Here is a 16,763-nt window from a genome sequence, read left to right on the forward strand (position 1 = left end):
TTGTCCGCCATTATTGGTACATTAATAGAAGACCCAAAAAAAGAAAGAGGTGGAAATAATGATAGAAAGTATTCATCCCGTATTCACATGGAGTCAAAATCGTATTTTTGCAGGCGGCAATCGTAAGGTTATTTTGCTTGTCGAATGGAAAGGGAACATACCTGCAGAGCACAGCCGACCCAGCAGTTATAAAGTGGTTGCGCGTGAAATTGAGCTGCGGGTTTGGCTTGAACCCCATGTAACTTTTAAGCGTTCGTATGGGTGTGAGTTTGAAGTCGGTGAAGGCAGATCGCTACTTCTTAAGCTTGGCAAAATAAAAACGGGGCAACGAAAGTTTATTGCTTTGGAATTCAATATCTCTACTACTATTGCAGGTAGATATGAAGCTCTTTCCTTACAGTGGAAATATAAAAAACCAACCGTAGAGCGTGTTCAAGAGCTTCCAGTAAAGGTTCTTGAGCTAGAATATACCCATCATACTCAGGTTCTGAGTGAAACCTGCTGCTTTCACGTAGAGAAACATCTGGAATTGTTAAAAACAGCTGAAACGATTGAGGAGGCAACTACGTTGCAAAATGAAGGACAACATAGTCAAGCTCATGAAATGCTTTGCCGTCACGCAGATAAATTACTATTACTAGCCGTGCGTTCTGGAGATCCTTTACTACTTAAAGAGGCCGAAATGTTGTATAAACAGATTGGATTCGAGTATCAGAAGCGGGGGAAAACTGCTACTGGAAATTGATATAGGACATACAACTAGAAGATGCATATTGACGAAAAAAGACCTATACATAAATTTGTTTTGTCAGCGGGTTCGGCGGAAAATAATCAGAAGAATTGTAATATAAAATGTGGTAACATAGTAAAAAAGTTCTATCACACTATTACTTTTTTTCATAAAATAATGGGTCTATTTAACCATAAATCAAGGGGAACTGAATATGACAGACCGATTAATCCGACTGATGCGCATTATTACACTTGTTCAAGCCAAGCCAGGGATATTAGCCCGTGAATTGGCGGAACGCTGCGGCAACAGCGAGAGAACGATATACCGGGATATGGACGCGCTTAGCGCCATGCATATTCCTATAACCCACCTTGGACATGGAAAAGGCTATGCTTTTATTGGCAATTTTGCACTTTATCCTTTGGATTGGTCGGAAGAAGAGGCGTCTGCGTTTTCGCAACTACGCTATATTATGGAAGATATTAAACCCGTTCTGCCTATCGATTTTGAAGGCGCTTATGAAAAAGTAGTTGCAGCTGAATACAAGCGAAAGGCGGAGCGGGAAGAAACGATAGAACGTGCAAGAAGAGAAGCAGGTACAAGCTGGTTGGAAAGAAGCGGTGCACAGATGGAGCATCAATCTTTTTTAACACCTATATTGGAGGCTTTATTAAAGCAGAGGAGTATTCAAGCGAATTATTGTGAGAATGCAGTGGAGGAGAAAGAAATAACCATCGATCCTTATTGTTTAGTCCCACTGGAAAATCGTTATCATCTCATTGGATTTTGCCATCATCAGGGTGTTATTCGTACATATCATATCAACGATTTTTCAAACGTGAAGCCACTAAACCGCTGCTTCTCAAAGGAATCATTTGATTTGCAAGCTTTTATGAAGCAAAAATGGTCACTTGACCGCGACAGTTTGCAGGTAGAGTTTAAAGTGAAATTTTCGGAGCGAATCATGGAAGGGCTTAAGAGAGAGGATCTGCCCTATAAGCCGAATAAAGTAGACCGTCAAGCTCGGTGTTGTTATTTTAAAGTCGCGTTGGAACAAGATATTGCGTTTGTCCGCTGGATTAAGAGATTCGAAGAGGATGCTGAAATCATAGAGCCGTTATATTATCGTGAAGTGCTCAGGCAGCAGTTGGAGAAATGGATATCACAATATAAATAAGATGGATTCTCACCTTCAAATGAAATATTCGTTTGCATATATTGTTACAAATCAAAAATTATAGAATATTTCTCTTGTTTGGTGAGTCTTTTTATAATATCATCATACATTAAATAACATAATTATAATTTATAGGGTTGTTATTATTCTCGAATTTGACCTTTGTTCAATTTTATATAGAAGAAAGGTATTCTCAAAATTCATTTGATTCTTAAAAATGAATATATTAATCCGGGTGAGGTTCCTGGGGGAGTGGGTTATCCATTATGTTGAATGTACTTGGCTTTAACGTGAAGAATTAATATCATTCTTGTTAGGTGTCTTTGCAGCCCTATTTAGGGGTGTCAGAGGCATCTTTTTTGTGTGCAAAAAGCCAAAATCATCGTTGTATATTGTCTAATTATAACAATATATAACTAAACATATCCAAACACAACTGTAGTTGTAGAAAAACGAAAAACTGTATGCTAGAATAGCATCTAAATATATACATACGAAATTGGGAGGAATGGAAATGTTTAAGAAATGGGCACTCTCCGTGATGGGGATATTGGCAATCCTTCTGGTTGTGAATTTGTCTGCAGGTTCAGGTGTAGAGGTGCAAGCAGCTACCAAGAAGACCGAAATTATTGTTTCCGCAGCGGCTAGTTTGCAAGACAGTCTGGATAAGATTGCTCTCCTTTATGAAAAGAAACATCCCGATATTGATTTGGTTTTTAATTATGCAGCATCCGGCACTCTGCAAAAGCAGATTGAGCAAGGGGCCCCGGCGGACCTGTTCTTCTCTGCAGGTGATAAACAGATGAATGCACTGGTGGAAGGTGGACTTGTCTCCGATCATAAGGTTCTGCTTAAGAATCAATTGGTTGTAGTTGTACCCTCAGATTCAAAGGTTAAATTAACTACGATTACTCAACTTACGGATAAAGCTTTTAAGAAGGTCGCAGTGGGACAGCCTGAATCTGTGCCGGCGGGTCAATATGCGCAGCAATCGCTGACAGCGAAAAAGGTATGGGATCCGCTGCAAAGCAAACTCGTATTTGCCAAGGATGTGCGTCAGGTTCTCTCTTATGTAGAAACAGGAAATGCCGATGCCGGTTTTGTCTATAAGACAGATGCACTTACTTCAAAGAAAACTAAAATCGCTTTGACGGTCGGTCCACATGTACACAAAGCCATTAATTATCCGGCAGGCATCGTGAAGAGCTCGAAGAATCAAAAGGCAGCTAAGGAGTTGTATAGTTACCTTCAGAGCAAGGAAGCTAATGATATCTTTGTAAGTTATGGCTTCCTGCTTCCTTAAATAGAAATTACGAGTAGAAGCGGGTGGAATAAGGTTGGAAATAAACTGGACTGATTTCTTCGCCCCGGTATGGCTTTCCGTAAAAATATCTGTGATTACCAGCATTATTGTATTCATTTTGGCAACAGCTGCTGCGAAGGCCATGGCAGGCCGGAAGTTTCCCGGCCACAGCTTGGTAGAGACTATAATGCTGCTTCCGCTCGTTTTGCCGCCGACGGTCGTAGGATTTGTGCTTTTAGTTATTTTAGGCCGACGAAGCTGGATCGGCAGATGGTATGAACAGATGACGGAGCAGACGATCCTGTTCACATGGGGGGCAGCTGTTATCGCTGCTGTAGTTGTAGCTTTTCCACTCGTATACCGCACAGTGAAGGCGGGTTTCGAAGGGATAGAAGCAGATCTTGAAGATGCAGCGCGGGCACAAGGGGCAAGTGAACTGCAGGTACTGCGCTATGTCACGCTGCCGCTTGCGGGCCGGTCGCTGGCAGCCGGTTATGTTCTTGGCTTTGCCCGCGGTCTTGGGGAGTTTGGTGCTACCATCATGGTAGCTGGCAATATTCCGGGCCGTACGCAAACCTTACCCACAGCGATCTATGTTGCGGTAGATGGAGGCAATATGACGCTCGCGTGGATGTGGGTATGCTCAATTATTGTTATTTCAGCCGCTATGCTGATGTTTGTGAATCGGCGTTCTTAAAAAAAACACCAGACAGCGATTCTCCGGTTATGGGAGAGTTGCTGTCTGGTGTTTTTGGTTTGAAGCGGGCGGTTGAGCAGATGCTGAGCAAGTGGAAACCCGGCGACTTTGATGCAGCTTTTAGCGCCGCTAAATTTTGATGGAGTCTGTGAGTTAACTGCATTCTATACAGTTATTCGGTCTGCACAAGGGAACGTTCTAGTTTTAATTGTATTCTATACAACTAAAACTAGAAAAGACGCCTATGAGGTAGTAAATCAAAAGAAATAGGTGTACCAAATACAGTTATATACAATTTGCTAGTTGTTCGAAGTAATATAGTTGTACGAAATACAGTTAAACGCTTCTGCAGATTGCTTCCTTCTTCTGTCTGCGACCATTAAGTCTCATAAATTATCGTACCAGTTTCCGTGAGATCATATCCGTGAATGGATCCAAGCTCACTCTGGAAGGCTGGTGAACGCAAAATATCAATCACGGCAGCGATCCATTGCTCATGCTCCGGTTTTTTTATCATCACCAGGTGTAGCACTCCTGAATCATAGGAATAAAATCAACGCCGTCGACAATCTTGGCGGCTTTCTCGGTGCCGATGGCTACATCAGCTTCTCCCCGGGCCACTTTACCGGCAACTGCCAAATGGCTGTTCTCCTCGTTCATATAGCCTGATAGGCTGGCTGCTGGAATGCCATGCAATCGAAGCTGTTCATCCAATAATACGCGTGCACCTGAGCCTCGTTCTCTATTGATCAGCGTGAGTCCATCCTGCTCTAAGTGAGACCATTCCTGAATACCTCTGGGATTCCCTTTTTGTACGTATAAACCAGCACTTCGGGTTAGCAGGCGAACTACAACATAAGAACATCCGACGAGTATTTTACGGATATAGGGTAGGTTGTATTCTCCAGTATCCCCGTCGAGTAAATGTGTGCTGACAATGTCCGATTCCCCTTTATACATGGCAATCAGGCTGTCTAAACTCCCGGCATAAGAACGAAGAGGACGTTCAGTAGGCAGAGCCCGTTCTAAATAGGTAGCTAGAATATCCAGTGACATATCCTGACCTGTAATCACCAAGCTGTGTCCTACAGCTTTAAGGTGAGGAGAGTGTGCTGGCATTTGAGCTGGATTTGTACCGGAAAAGGCCAAGGGGATTGCTGGTGGAGTCTGGCCCATTATAGTAGTAGGGTTAGCGGTAGACACCCCACTCCGTGTATTTTGTTTGTAAGCTTCCAAATCGGATTGATCCACGCGCATTTGTTTTCCTACACGGTAGGAGGGGAGCTCCCCTTTTTTAATTAGATCATATACTTTTAATTTTGATATTTTTAATAAGCGGGCAATTTCCTCTGTCGTATAGGATGTATTATCGGACACCACAAAAGCCTCCAGAACTTCATATTAGGACAAGACTACCCTATTTTGAAGTCCTGTGCAATTAGGCTATTGTTGTTTCCCAGCCTGCTGTGTACTGGATAATTTGATCAACTCAGAGACAGTGACAAATCGAAAGCCTTTCTTTTCTAATTCGGGCAAAATAATTTTAAGCGCTTCTCTAGTTTGTGACTGCCCGTGCACATGATCATGAAACAGAACGATGTCTCCATTACGTGCATTTCGAATGACCTTGTTCGAAATGCTGTATACCCCTGGGCGATTCCAGTCACGTGTATCTTGATGCCAGGACCATAATATGGGCTTCAAGCCCATATTGTTAGACAGATCTACTAAGGTCTCGTCATACATGCCGCCTGGTGGTCTGAACAGTGAACTATGTTTACCGGAGACTTTTATAATCTCTTCTTCGGTCAATTTTAGCTCCTGCTCAAATTGGGCTTCATTAATAGGTCTTTTAAAATAAACGTGATTGTAGGTATGGTTAGCTAATTCATGCCCCTCAGCAATCACTCGTTTCGCTACCTCTGGATAGGCTGCAATTCTTTTTCCTATCGCAAAAAAGGTGCATTTCGCATGGTATTGATTCAATACCTTTAAGATTTGATCGGTTTCAGTAGGGTCAGGACCGTCATCGAACGTCAATGCAATCACTTTTTGGTTAGTATGTACTTCCCAAATCATGTCTCCTCTTTTCTCGTAGTAGTCGCGGTTTTTGCTTGGACTGCCTAGAGCAGAGTTCGTGAAGCATAAAAAGAGTGTAAGGGTGATCATCATAATTTTGCTGCGAGTTTTCATCATTTCACCTGTTTTTTTTATTTTAGAGTGCTCCTTTTGGGGGTCGGTATATTCATAGTTTAAGTTTTGTATAGACAACCAGTCTTTTTTGGTGCTCTTTCTTCTTTCTACTATCCTTCATGTACAGGTTATGAGATTCATTTTGGCTTCTGATGATTACATAGTTATCGACATGCCCGTTTATAATTAAATTAGCTTTTGTATTTTGATGTGAAAATAGTTATGAAAATGCCTTATAATGAAGTACTATATACAGACATTTGGTTAGGGGTGGGAATATGACACTTATTGAAAAAAGAGAACACCGGCAATATCCGGAGATTACCCGCCTTGAAACGTCGAGAGCTGCTTATGAGCGTGATTATTCACGCCTGATTCATTCGCCTACTTTCCGTAGGCTACAAGGTAAATCACAAGTATTCGGAGCAGGGACGGGTGATTATTACCGTACGCGTCTGACTCACTCACTTGAAGTTGCGCAGATTGCCCGTGAGGCGGCGAAAAGTCTGCTGCGATCGTATCCAGAAGTGGAAACCACTAAGGCGGAGAATCCGGGTCTTGTTATCGATCCAGAGGTAGTGGAATGCGCAGCTATCGCTCATGATTTTGGCCATCCTCCCTTTGGACATAAAGGGGAAGAAGTGCTGGATAATATTTTGGAACAGCTTATTGAAAAGAAAACTAACGAAGCTGCGCTGCAATCAGGCGCAACGGGTGTGGATCGGCTGCTGATCCAGGAGCAGATGAAGCAACGTTATGAGCATTTCGAAGGCAATGCCCACAATTATCGGCTGATTATGTTTCTGGAGAAGCGTGAAAATATTGATGGCCTAAATCTGTCGGATGCTGTGCTGCTAGGCATAAATAAGTATCCTTTTCCCGGCACCTCGCTGAAGAAGGGGATGTACCTGCACGAATGGGGATATATTTCGGAGATCCGCAAAGAGTGGGGAATACCAGCAGGTAAGAAAACGTTGGAGGCTCAGCTTATGGACCTTTGTGACGATATCGCTTATTCTGCACATGATCTGGAGGATGGGATTAAAGCCGGAAAGATTGAAGTGCATGAACACTTTATGCATGATTCTTATATCCAACGGTTAATCGTAGAGAAAATCACCACGCTCGAGGATTTCTTCTGGAAGGGCTGGGAAGAGGAAGGCATTCGCGCGAAGGTCGAGGAAGTGCTCAGTTCATTTCTTCGGGTTTGGAAGGAAAAAATGCCAACCTGTGAAAACGACTATTCCCGCACTCGACGTGAAGTTAAGGCTTATTGGGTAAGTACCTTTGTCGCAAGCTTGGGAGTGATCCAAGATGGAGACTGGAAGAAGGTCACCTTTATAAAGGAAGGAAAAGAAGATGAAGATATGCTGCGGACCGTCAGTGTGCTGAAAAGCTTCGCATGGGTCACTATGATCCGTGATTTGCGTGTGCAGCGGCTGCAGAAACGTAGTGAGTGGATTTTGCGCCGACTATGGGGAGCATTTCTGGATCCACAGACCTCTAAAGCCATTATTCCATCGGATTGGCTGCAGCGCTTTGAGAAAGATCAGAAGCAGGCAAAGCCGATTTGGACTTGGGAGCATATGGTGATTGATTATATCGCAGGGATGACTGATGCTTTTGCAGAGAAAATATATAATGAGCTGTACGGACTGAAAGTCGGCTCGATTTATGATTTGGATTAGAGGCTCTTAGACAAGTAGTCCCTGCTGTTCATTTAGGATGATCTAAATGAACAGCAGGGGCTATTTTTATAAGGATTATTGATTTAAATACCACTCATATGCAGTTTTTTCAAGATTAACCACAAATTCTTCTTTCCCGTCTATATAAGCTCCAATATCCTCTGGAAATTGTTTGGCAAGAGTATCTTTTAAATCTCCGTACTGTTTAACCGCTTCCGGATGTGATCGAAGGTAGTCTCTTACAGCCAGATGACGACCGATATCTATCTTATTATCCATTTGGAAGACATGAACATGATGGGTTCTGCTATCTCCGCCTTTTCTGAAATATCTTCTGCCACTGATACCGAACTCACCCATACATTCATAACCAAGTGCTGTCATTTGCTGGTTGAACTCATCTACAGCTTCGATATTTCGTACTACTGGCATTATATCTATGATTGGTTTCGCTTTGAGTCCGGAAACAGAAGTGCTGCCAATGTGGTGAATATCAACGAGGGCATCAGCAAAGATATCTTTAATCTTCTGAGCTTCTTCGTTGAACATTAGACTCCATTGTTCGTTAAATTCTGTGACCGTGACCTTCATTGCACTAACCCTCTCTTTATGGATAACTTTGGATTTTCTTATTATAGAACAGATGTTCCTGTTTTGTAAAGCTTATTATTAATATTGCCGGTCATAATCAACAAGATTTAGAGAAGGTGTGCCTGATGATAAGTAAGACTTCACATTTTCGGTAAAAATATTAACGATCCGGTCAGCGTATTGATCTGTAATTCCAGCGGAGTGTGGAGTGATAATAACCTGCTCCATAGACCAAAGCGGATGATCCTGCGGAAGGGGTTCGGTCTCAAAAACATCCAACCCAGCACCACGGAGTTGTCCGCGATTCAATGCATCGATCAGCGCCTCTGTATCGGTAGTTGCGCCCCGGCCAATGTTAATGTAATAGGAGCCTTCTTTAAACGCGGAGAAGCTGGTGGCATTAAATAAATGCTTGGTCTCATCGGTAATAGGAAGGGTATTGATGATGAAATCGCCTTGACTTACAGCTTCGGATAAACGATCTGTTGTATAGATTTGATCAAAGTCTGCGACTGGCTTACCGGAACGGCTGACACCGATAGTCTTCATCCGGAAGGCTTTAGCAATTCTGGCGGTTTCACTGCCGATCGCTCCAGTTCCAGCTATTACGGCTGTTTTACCGAACAGCTCGCTTTCACTGCCATCAGATTTCCAAATACGGTTCTGCTGATTGCGTACAGCTGTATGCAAATTACGGGTGAAGAGAAGTATGAACCCGAAGATTACCGCAGAAATAGGTTCGGCATGAACTCCGCTCCCACTGGTTAGCAGGATTCCTTGTTGCTTAAGACGATCGAGAGGAAGCTTCTCAATACCAGCAGACCAGGACTGAACCCAGCGAAGGGAGGACTCGGGGCGAAGGAGTGTATCCGAAATACCTTTTGCCCAGCCAATTACAATTTCTGCTTCTGCAAGCAGCTGCAAATCCGGATTTTTTGCGTCTCCTTGTGTAAATGTATAGCCTGGGGCAGCCGCTTTGATCCTTTCCTGCTGCTGAGATGTAAGTGGTTGTAGACATACTATAGACTTAGTCATGATGTGTTCCTCCTACTTTGTGGTTTAATGGATATGGATCATGTTATAGGTTAAGAATACCAAATCTATTGGAGAAGGTGAAATTGACCATGGATGCTAAAGCATCAGAGAACGAATCAGAACGGCTTTTTTTAGCTGTGAAATTACCTTCTGAGCTGCAAGAAATAGTGGCGCAGGCATGTTCAAAGCTATCTGAAAATTTTGATTTTGCTAAATGGACAAATCCGCAAGATTATCATATTACCCTGCAATTTTTAGGAGATACACCAAAGGCCAAAATTCCAGATTTAGTGAAATCCTTGAGGCAGACTGCGGGGCAAGGCAGACCCTTCAATCTCTCTTTGGACAAATGGGACACATTTGGTCTTACAGCTTCCCCAAGAGTCCTGTGGATAGGGGTTTCCGGCGAAATAGAGGCATTAAATCAATTAGCTGCCAGAGTGCATTCAGCGACGTTTCCACTAGGTTTTTCAGGCGAATCCAGGGCCTATAAACCGCATCTTACTGTGGCTCGAAAGTACCGGGGAAAAAATTCATATGATGATAAATTGCTGGAAAATTTACTGAAATTGGATGATGATTGGAACCTAAAAAACTATCAGAGAGACTGGACGATTGATAGTTTTGTGTTGTATGCTACCAGAATGTATGCCATTCCTATGTATGAAATTATTGAAAAGTTTACAGTTTAAAATCGATAATAAAGTTTTCAAAGCTTCCGTTTTCGGTTACATACAATAGGAATGTGCCGTGAAATAGGAGGAATATCATGTTAATTTTTAAACAAAACCGCTATATTGCGTTGCTCGTTGGCGTTATACTAGTGTGTTTCTCTGCCATAAGCTTATTGCAACCCGAACAAGTTGCGGAAGGGAAGATGGACAGGGTGCAGATGGATAAGTTGCAATCCACTAGCCGTGCATCCGTACTTTCTCTTCTGCAAGATGAATCGAAGTCTAGTATAACGAGTAGCATTACGAGGGGCATTACTGAAGTTACACAAGCCAATAAGCTTAATAACACATTCAGTCTTTTAAGTTCCGCTTGGAAACCGGCGAAGGGTGTGGAATGGCTTAGTGTAAAAAAATTAAAACAAAAAAACACAAAAAACACATCGAACGTTTCCATTATTCGGGTGAAGGCTGATGTAGTACAATCCAAGCCAGCTGCGCAAAAAGCGTCGCAATTGGCGGAAACAGCAACAAAGAGTAGTCAGGCGACAGCGAAGACAGTCTCGGCTTCTCAGAAACATCCCCTCACAACATTGTACTTCTCTCGGACAGAGCTATTAAGCCAGGAGCAGCAAAGTAAAGCAACCCGGCGCTACGCTGTATCCGAAGAAGAACTGCTTCTGCTACAAAAAATTGTAATGGCAGAGGCGGAAGGTGAACCGTACAAGGGCAAGGTGGCAGTTGCCAACGTTGTTCTGAATAGGCTGCGGTCAGCCAATTTCCCCGACACGATATATAAGGTTATTTATCAGAAGAGCCAGTTCAGCCCTGTAGCTAACGGGCGTCTTAACCGTGTGAAGCCTAACGATGATAGTATTAAAGCGGTGAATGCTGCACTCTCCGGAGTAAAGGAAGTTCCCGATAATACTTACTTTTTCTTGTCGCTAAAACTTGCACAGGATCTGACCGTACATCATACACAGACTTATGTTAAAACCATTGGCAATCATACTTTTTATAAATAAATTTGGTGGATCTGTGAACCTCAGTGCTATATAGGGTAAACTAAACTATATGAATCTGGAGGTGGAAGATAACCATGAAAATCACTTATTATGGACATTCAGCTCTGCTGGTAGAGACGGGGAACGTAAAGGTTATTATTGACCCTTTTTTGTCAGGCAATCCGAACTCCGGTATTTCACCTGCCAATATTTCAGTTGATGCCGTTCTGCTTACTCACGGCCACTCTGACCATTTTGGAGATGCTGTCGAAATTGCCAAGCAGAATGATTGTCCGATCTTTGCGGTGTTTGAGCTTGCCGAATATTGCCGGATGAAGGGTGCACAAGTAAAGCACATGAATATAGGTGGTAGTCATACCTATGCCGGGATGACTGTGAAATTTACGCAGGCATTTCATTCCTCATCCATTCAGGAGGGCGACTCTTGGATTTATGCTGGACAACCCGCGGGGATTTTGTTGACGATTGAGGGCAAGACGATTTTCCATGCGGGGGATACCGCGCTATTCAACGATCTGCGCCTCATTGGAGAAAGGAATGCGATTGCCCTGGCAGCTCTGCCTATAGGTGATATGCTAACCATGGGACCGGATGACGCCTTGCTGGCCGCACGCTGGCTGCGGGCGGATAAGGTGATCCCGCTACATTACAATACATTTCCGGATATTGCTCAGGATGGTGCTGATTTCTGCGATCGCCTGCACCAAGAGGGAGTAGAAGGTTTCCCGCTTAAAGCTGGTGAGAGTGTAGAAATTTAAACCAATCCGATTTATATTAAAAAAAGCAGGTAGCCGGGGGAAATTCCCTGACTACCTGCTTATTCTTTAAGGTGTAATACATACAGGTTCTTCATTACGTGCTTGCGCTCTAGAGCCTCTAATTTCAGTTGCCTCGCTTACGGGGTTACCTAACATCTTCAGAACAGTAGTCGCACAGCTTTGCGGTTGATGTTTATCTGGAGCGAGACGTCGTCTGCGTTGCTCTTCCAGAACTGAATATTCACGAAGCATCATAGTGAACCATTTGTTCACTACTTCCGAGTCGAGCACCTCTGCCAGCCCAAGCTCTACGAAATATTGGCAGTTTTTCTCTTCCTGACCTGGAATAGCTTTATAGAAAAGCATCGGAATTCCTTTGGCCTGACCTTCTGTGCAGGTCATCCCTCCAGGCTTCGTGATCAGCAGGTCTGAGGCATCCATCAATTTATTGATTTCACTGCTATATCCCAGAATTTTAACATTGGGATGATTAAGCAGTGGATTGGACTTCATTTTGGCGATTAGCTTCTCATTGCTGCCCATACAGAACACGAGCTGAATATCATCCATTCTGGCGGTGAGGGAATGCATAATCTCTTTGCCGAACATTAACCCCCAGCCTCCACCCATAATGAGTACGGTTGGGATATCAGCCAATCCCAGTTCCTTGCGCAGCAGCGTCTTGTTGGAGCGTTCCCAGAACTTTGGATGCACTGGGATGCCAGTGACGGTTACTAGCTCTGGAGCGATCCCACGGCCTGTCAGAATGGATTTGACGCGTGGGGTAGATACGAGATAACGATTGACCTCGGAATTTACCCAGCTCCCATGTGCATCATAATCTGTAATTAATGTATACAGAGGCACATTTAATCCACGACGCTTTAGTCTGGAAATGACCGCAGCCGGAATGGGATGAGTGCAGATAATCAAATCAGGCTTTAGCTGTTCGATCACCTGTGAAGCATGTGTATAAAAAATCCGGTGAAGCGCCATTTTAGTCAACGGGTTCAATGATTTATGATATTGTGTCTTATACATCATGCCGACCAGCTTAGGCTGGCTGCTAACTGTTTTGCGGTAAGCGGAAAGAATCCAAGGGGCGACCGTCGGGTTAAGAAATTTCCCCAGCTCGATGACTCGGCACTGGACATCCGGATTCAGCAGCTTTATTCCTTCGGCCAGAGCATAGGCTGCTCCTGTGTGGCCCGTACCGAAGCCTTCCGAAAACAGCAGTACTCTTTTCTTTCGCATAAGTTCACCTGCTACTTTCCTTTTCTATAGAGATGCTTTCCTTCTTCTAATTATACTAGGAAATCTATACTATACTCACATTATACAAGTAAGACGTAAATAGAAAGTTAAAACCCTGCAATAAATAAAAAAATAAAAGGTTCGCCCAAAGTATTGCAAACTAGAAAACAACATGATAAAGTAGTGAATGACCAATTGACCGGATTAGTAAAGTGGTCAGAAGTCAGCGGGAACGATATTTTCTGGAGAAAGGAAGTGTGCACAGGTGGCAGTGGTGGATCGAAGACAGCAGGTGCTTCAGGCCGCAGCGAAATCTTTTTCATTATTTGGCTATAAGGCAACTACAATGGATCAGGTTGCTAAAATTGCAAATGTCGGTAAGGGAACCATCTACACCTTTTTTACAAACAAAGAGCAATTGTTTGACGAGATCCTGCGCGATATGATGATGGAAATGAAGACGATAGCTGAACGGGAGATCAGGCGAGACAGACCTTTCTTTGATAACTTGCATCGTGTGCTGGATGCTCTGCTTGAGTTTCGAAGTGAGCAGGAGCTATTCATAAAACTTTCCCAGGAAAATCGCGAATTCGGTACGCCGCAGGCTGGAGAAGGACTCGAGAAGATCGAGAACGTAGTTTTAGAATATTTAGAACGGGAGGTGCAACAAGCGCTCCAACAGGGAGAAATCAAACCTTGCGATCCCAAAATCGTCTCGGTAGTCATGTTCAGATTATATATTGTATTGACTGCTGAACTGAATAAAACACATACTCCCTTGGACAAGGAACAGATCAAGATGTATTTTCATTTGTTTCTCGCCGAAGGATTGGCACAGTAAGGGTTGATTCAGGATAGGGATGGCGTTCTCAGCATCACTCGATTCGCTTTCCCTTAACAATTCTCAAGATGATTAGGCATTGAAGAAGAGCCGCAAGGCATTTTTTTATACCCTGAATTGACCGAATGGGGAAAACAGTCACTTAGTGTTACGTAATATTTCGCAAACAAAGCATTTTAAAGAGAGCATAAGCTCATAAGGAGAGAACCAGAATGAAATCATTATCCGTATTTACCAAGGATCTTGGCGCAGCCCTTAGAAATCCGAAGGTGCTGATTCCAATGATTGCTATCCTATTTATTCCGGTGATGTACAGCGGATTCTTCCTGAAGGCATTCTGGGATCCGTATGGCAAGATGAATGAACTTCCGGTTGCTGTGGTCAACCAGGATGTCGGCGCTAATTATGAAGGCAAGCAACTACAAGCCGGTAATGATCTTATAGAAGAGTTGAAGGTAACCGACGGCTTCCAGTGGAACTTCGTTTCCCTTGAAGAAGCGGAAGCAGGAATGAAGGACAATACTTATTATATGTCGATCATTGTTCCGGAAGACTTTTCTGCTAAAGCTACTACTCTTATGGATGATGAACCACAGCCGGCAAAAATTATTTATGAGCCAAATGAAGGTTATAACTTCTTGGCTGGTCAGATCGGTGGTACGGCTGTAGCAGAAATTAAAAATAAAGTATCTGCTAAAGTAACAGAAGCTTATGTGGAGTCTGTATTCAATCAGATTACAGAAGTATCTGATGGATTGGGCGAAGCCGGAGATGGTGCTTCCAAGATCGCTGATGGCGCTGGTAAGCTAGATGACGGAGCCCTGAAGCTGAAAGATAATCTACTTGTACTGACAGAGGGTACAGGTAAACTTCAAAATGGTGTAGAACCCCTTACACAAGGCGTGACTGATTTGAATGCAGGTGCTACAGCGCTTAAAACAGGATCAACCACGTTGGCAAGCGGATTGCAACAATTGTCTACTGCACATACGCAACTTCAAGACGGTGTTGCACAAAGTTCTGCCGGCAGTAAGCAACTTAGTGACGGCTTGAAACAAGCTGTAACAGGTGCTACACAGCTTCAGGCGGGAACACAGTCTGCTGTGGATGGTACTTCTAAACTACAAGCAGGAACACAATCTATAGTTGATGGCAGCGCGAAGCTGGAAGCGGGCTTAACTTCTTCCGTAGATGGCAGCGCGAAACTGGAAGCGGGTTTGCAAGCTTCCGCCGCAGGCAGCACGAAGGTAACTGAGGGTGCTAAAGCGGTAGCTCAAGGATTGCAGCAATTGGCACAGGCTAGTCCTGAGCTGGCACAAAATCCAGCGGTACAGAAGCTGCTGGCAGCTAGTGCAGCCGTGGCACAAGGCAGTGAGCAACTGCAACAAAGCCAAGAGCAGCTGGCACAGGGTGCTACTGCACTCCACAGTGGGCAAGAGCAACTGGCACAAGGTGCAACTCAACTGCACTCGGGTTCACAGCAGTTAGCTGCTGGTGTAACTCAGTTGCATGATGGAGCTAAGCAATTAAATGCTGGTAGCACACAGCTGTTGACAGGACAACAAAAACTGGCACAAGGCGCATCTGCACTTGTAGCTGGTGGCGATAAGCTGAATGCAGGAATGCAACAATTTGGTGCGAAGCTTAAAGAAGCTGCAGCTGGAGGCAGCAAGCTGGCTGAAGGCGGTAAAGCACTTGGTGATGGTACCTCAAAACTGCTTAGCGGTGTAGGCGAACTAGGTTCCGGTATCAGTGCGGTAGCAGATGGTTCGAAAAAACTGGCTGATGGCGCAGGCGAGCTGAAAGATGGTATGGATGATCTGAAATCTGGTTCAACAGAACTGGCAACTAAGCTTGGCGATGCTGCTGAAAAAACAGGCAGTGTGAACAAAACAGATGCAATGATGGAAATGTTCGCACAACCAGTTGTGGTTGAGGATAAAGTTGTGAATCATGTTCCGAACTATGGTACAGGTTTTGCTCCTTACTTCCTCTCCCTTGGATTGTTTGTAGGTGCTTTGATTTCAACAATTGTTATTCCAATGCGTGATTCGGCTGTCCTTGGTGCTAGCCGTATGAACCGTTTCATCAGCCGTACGCTTACCTTCACAATCATGAGCTTCATCCAGTCTATGCTGGCTGCTGTGGTTGTATTGTACGGACTTGGACTGGAAGTACAAAGTAAACCGCTATTCTTCGTATTTACATTCTTAACAAGCTTAGTTTACACATGGGTAGTTCAAGCGATTGTTACTTGGATGGATCAACCGGGACGTTTCGTTGTTATCGTTATTCTTATCTTCCAATTAACAACTAGTGCCGGAACATTCCCACTTGAATTGATTCCTAACTGGATGAAATTCTTTAATCCACTGCTTCCAATGACTTACACAGTTAGTGGTCTCAAAGCAGTAATTTCTACAGGTGACTTCAGTGCAATGTGGGGAGATGTAGGTATCCTGGCAATCTTTGGTCTTGGATTCCTTGCTCTTACCTTCGCTTACTTCATGACACGTAGCCGTGAGAATGAAGTTGGAGTGAATAGTGAACAAGTTTTGACTGTATAAACTGATAAATTTTTTGAAAAAAAAGTATAAAAAAGCGTCTCCTCTGGGAGACGCTTTTTTTGATTTAAAATCATAAAAACCCTTTTTCTTGCAAACATATTAGAAGGAGTGAAAAATCTTGTAACGCTTTCATTGCATATGCACTTATGCGTTATTTATGTATAATTATGCAACATGAAGTTTTTTTAAACTTTTACTCGCTAAAGCTGTGATGCAAAAACAATTGTTAA

Annotated in this window: 14 protein-coding genes and 1 pseudogene; 10 read left to right on the plus strand and 5 right to left on the minus strand. The window is 43.5% G+C overall.

What is annotated here, in order from left to right; all coding sequences use genetic code 11:
• Window positions 1-58 precede the first annotated feature (58 nt).
• From NYE58_RS05275 to modB, 4 genes are all read left to right on the plus strand, one after another.
• On the plus strand, window positions 59-745 hold the full coding sequence (locus NYE58_RS05275; protein ID WP_076185039.1) for a hypothetical protein: 687 nt from the start codon (window positions 59-61) through the stop codon (window positions 743-745).
• Between the two features lie 199 nt (window positions 746-944).
• Complete coding sequence (locus NYE58_RS05280) at window positions 945-1,910, plus strand: helix-turn-helix transcriptional regulator (protein ID WP_076129254.1); 966 nt, start codon at window positions 945-947, stop codon at window positions 1,908-1,910.
• 508 nt (window positions 1,911-2,418) lie between these two features.
• Window positions 2,419-3,213, plus strand: coding sequence for a molybdate ABC transporter substrate-binding protein (gene modA, locus NYE58_RS05285; protein WP_370510711.1), 795 nt, complete (start codon window positions 2,419-2,421; stop codon window positions 3,211-3,213).
• Window positions 3,214-3,253: 40 nt separating this feature from the next.
• On the plus strand, window positions 3,254-3,910 hold the full coding sequence (gene modB, locus NYE58_RS05290) for a molybdate ABC transporter permease subunit (protein WP_172628881.1): 657 nt from the start codon (window positions 3,254-3,256) through the stop codon (window positions 3,908-3,910).
• A 379-nt stretch (window positions 3,911-4,289) separates the two neighbouring features.
• Here modB and NYE58_RS05295 read toward each other — a convergent pair.
• Window positions 4,290-5,287 (minus strand): annotated as a pseudogene (locus NYE58_RS05295) (substrate-binding domain-containing protein).
• A 66-nt stretch (window positions 5,288-5,353) separates the two neighbouring features.
• Window positions 5,354-6,082: a polysaccharide deacetylase family protein gene (locus NYE58_RS05300; RefSeq protein ID WP_339189715.1), complete on the minus strand. Its 729-nt coding sequence runs from the start codon at window positions 6,080-6,082 to the stop codon at window positions 5,354-5,356.
• 299 nt (window positions 6,083-6,381) lie between these two features.
• On the opposite strand from NYE58_RS05300, the gene NYE58_RS05305 reads away from it, so the two are divergent.
• Window positions 6,382-7,791, plus strand: coding sequence for a deoxyguanosinetriphosphate triphosphohydrolase family protein (locus NYE58_RS05305; RefSeq protein ID WP_076218349.1), 1,410 nt, complete (start codon window positions 6,382-6,384; stop codon window positions 7,789-7,791).
• A 75-nt stretch (window positions 7,792-7,866) separates the two neighbouring features.
• Here the strand turns inward: NYE58_RS05305 and NYE58_RS05310 are convergent, their stop codons facing one another.
• Both NYE58_RS05310 and NYE58_RS05315 read right to left on the minus strand, forming a co-directional pair.
• Complete coding sequence (locus tag NYE58_RS05310) at window positions 7,867-8,382, minus strand: GrpB family protein (protein WP_341001249.1); 516 nt, start codon at window positions 8,380-8,382, stop codon at window positions 7,867-7,869.
• Window positions 8,383-8,460: 78 nt separating this feature from the next.
• Window positions 8,461-9,417 (minus strand): D-2-hydroxyacid dehydrogenase, encoded by a 957-nt coding sequence (locus NYE58_RS05315; RefSeq protein ID WP_076129248.1) that lies wholly within the window; start codon window positions 9,415-9,417, stop codon window positions 8,461-8,463.
• Between the two features lie 89 nt (window positions 9,418-9,506).
• Between NYE58_RS05315 and thpR the strand changes: the two genes are divergently transcribed.
• The 3 genes from thpR (at window position 9,507) to NYE58_RS05330 (ending at window position 11,871) form a co-directional block, all read left to right on the plus strand.
• The gene (gene thpR / locus NYE58_RS05320; protein WP_341001251.1) at window positions 9,507-10,109 is read left to right on the plus strand and encodes an RNA 2',3'-cyclic phosphodiesterase; all 603 of its coding nucleotides are present in this window, start codon (window positions 9,507-9,509) and stop codon (window positions 10,107-10,109) included.
• A gap of 77 nt (window positions 10,110-10,186) precedes the next feature.
• Window positions 10,187-11,113: a cell wall hydrolase gene (locus tag NYE58_RS05325; protein ID WP_076137184.1), complete on the plus strand. Its 927-nt coding sequence runs from the start codon at window positions 10,187-10,189 to the stop codon at window positions 11,111-11,113.
• Between the two features lie 74 nt (window positions 11,114-11,187).
• On the plus strand, window positions 11,188-11,871 hold the full coding sequence (locus NYE58_RS05330) for a metal-dependent hydrolase (RefSeq protein ID WP_341001253.1): 684 nt from the start codon (window positions 11,188-11,190) through the stop codon (window positions 11,869-11,871).
• A gap of 66 nt (window positions 11,872-11,937) precedes the next feature.
• Here the strand turns inward: NYE58_RS05330 and NYE58_RS05335 are convergent, their stop codons facing one another.
• A complete protein-coding gene (locus NYE58_RS05335; RefSeq protein ID WP_076129244.1) occupies window positions 11,938-13,125 on the minus strand; it encodes an MGDG synthase family glycosyltransferase in 1,188 nt (395 codons plus the stop codon).
• Between the two features lie 265 nt (window positions 13,126-13,390).
• On the opposite strand from NYE58_RS05335, the gene NYE58_RS05340 reads away from it, so the two are divergent.
• Window positions 13,391-13,966 (plus strand): TetR/AcrR family transcriptional regulator, encoded by a 576-nt coding sequence (locus tag NYE58_RS05340; protein ID WP_076129243.1) that lies wholly within the window; start codon window positions 13,391-13,393, stop codon window positions 13,964-13,966.
• 212 nt (window positions 13,967-14,178) lie between these two features.
• Window positions 14,179-16,533, plus strand: a complete 2,355-nt coding sequence (locus NYE58_RS05345; protein WP_076276841.1) for a YhgE/Pip domain-containing protein — start codon at window positions 14,179-14,181, stop codon at window positions 16,531-16,533.
• Window positions 16,534-16,763 lie beyond the last annotated feature (230 nt).

Origin of the sequence: Paenibacillus sp. FSL L8-0708 (assembly GCF_038009325.1) — a bacterium.
In the GTDB taxonomy this organism is placed as follows: Bacteria; Bacillota; Bacilli; order Paenibacillales; family Paenibacillaceae; genus Paenibacillus_AQ; species Paenibacillus_AQ odorifer.